The organism is Nostocoides australiense Ben110 (genome assembly GCF_001050535.1).
Lineage (GTDB): Bacteria > Actinomycetota > Actinomycetes > Actinomycetales > Dermatophilaceae > Nostocoides_A > Nostocoides_A australiense.
The window spans coordinates 4255717-4257319 of record NZ_HG764815.1 but is presented as its reverse complement, the minus strand read 5'-3'; the positions used below and the strand labels follow the sequence as shown (position 1 = coordinate 4257319).

Genomic DNA, 1603 nt, shown 5'->3' with positions numbered 1-1603 from the left:
GGCGTCGATCGCGAGGAAGGAGTGGTTGGTGACGACGATGTCGACATCCTTGGCGGCGGCCCGGGAGCGTTCGACGAAGCACTCGCCGGCCAGCGGGCAGCGCGAGCCGAGACACTCCTCGGCGGCGACGCTGACCTGGCGCCAGGCCCGCTCGGACACACCCGGGACGAGCTCGTCGCGGTCACCGGACTCGGTCTCCTGGGCCCATTCGCGCAGGCGAACGACCTCCTTGCCGAGCCGGCCTGCGGAGGCATCGGCCTCCCCCACGTCGAAGAGGCCCTCGTCCTCGTCGGGGAAGCCGCCCTCGAGCTTGTGCAGGCAGACATAGTTGCGGCGGCCCTTGACCAGGGCATAGGTCGGGCGCCGCCCGAGGATCGGGGCCAGGGCGGTGGCCAGCCGCGGCAGGTCGCGATCGATGATCTGCCCCTGGAGGGCCAAGGTGGCCGTGGCGACGATGGCGGGCTTGCCGCTGCGCTGCGCGTGCAGGATCGCCGGGACGAGGTAGCCGAGGGACTTGCCCGTGCCGGTGCCGGCCTGGACGAGCAGGTGCTCCTCCTTGTCGACGGCGTCGAGCACCGCCTGCGCCATCTGGGTCTGACCCGGCCGCTGCGTGCCGCCGAGGTCGCTGACCGCGGCGCGCATGAGCTCGGGGAGGGTCGGCAAACGGGTCACCCTATGCCGCCCCTCCGACAGCCCGGCACGTTTTCCACAGCCCCGCGGGGCGGGCTCAGCCGATCCCGGCGAGGACGTCGAGGACGGTGTGCCGCTGCGCCAGACCGGGCGCCGGGTTGGTGATCATCAGCTCGTCGGCGCCGCACCGCTCGCGGAAGGCGCGCAGGTAGGCGGCCACCTGCTCCCCGTCGCCGACGGCGGTGTATGTCAGCATGTGCCGCGCCTGCTCCCCCACCGGGGAGGCGAGGAGGTCGTCGTCGGTGAACTCGTCGATCCGTCCCGCCAGGCCCGGGACACGCTCGGCGAGATTGCGCGCCCGCGCCGCGAGCACCTGCCGCGCCAGGTCCTGCGCGCTCTGGGCGTCCTGCGCCGCGACGACGTTGAGCGCGGCGATCGCATAGGGCTCGGCGAGCTGGGCGGAGGGGGCGAAGCGCTCGCGATAGACCTGCATGGCCTGCAGCAGCGCGTCGGGGGCGAAGTGGCTCGCGAAGGCGTATGGCAGCCCGAGCGCGGCGGCGAGCTGCGCACCATACAGCGAGGAACCGAGGATGTAGAGCGGCACGTGGGTGCCCGCACCCGGGTGCGCCTCGACCGTCGGGATGACCGACTCGCCGGCGAGATAGCCCTGCAACTCCTTGATGTCGGAGGGGAACTCGTCGCTCGCGCCCGGGTCGCGCCGCAGGGCGCGCATCGTGACCTGGTCGGTGCCCGGGGCGCGCCCGAGGCCCAGGTCGATCCGTCCCGGATGCAACTCGGCCAGGGTGCCGAACTGCTCGGCGATGATGAGCGGGGCGTGGTTGGGCAGCATGACCCCGCCCGCGCCGAGGCGGATCCGTTCGGTGCGGGCCGCGACATGGGCGATGAGAACCGCCGTGGCCGAGGAGGCGATGGCGGGCATGTTGTGGTGCTCGGCATACCAGATCCGCTCGAA

At 72.7% G+C, this 1603-nt stretch carries 2 protein-coding genes; both read right to left on the bottom strand.

The window, feature by feature from the left end; translation table 11 throughout:
* Positions 1-642 (bottom strand): ATP-dependent DNA helicase (locus BN11_RS21100; protein WP_327152908.1); only part of this gene is annotated, 642 nt, incomplete at its 3' end.
* Positions 643-727: 85 nt separating this feature from the next.
* A partial coding sequence (locus tag BN11_RS21095; protein ID WP_048700453.1) for an LLM class flavin-dependent oxidoreductase occupies positions 728-1603 on the bottom strand: 876 nt, incomplete at its 5' end.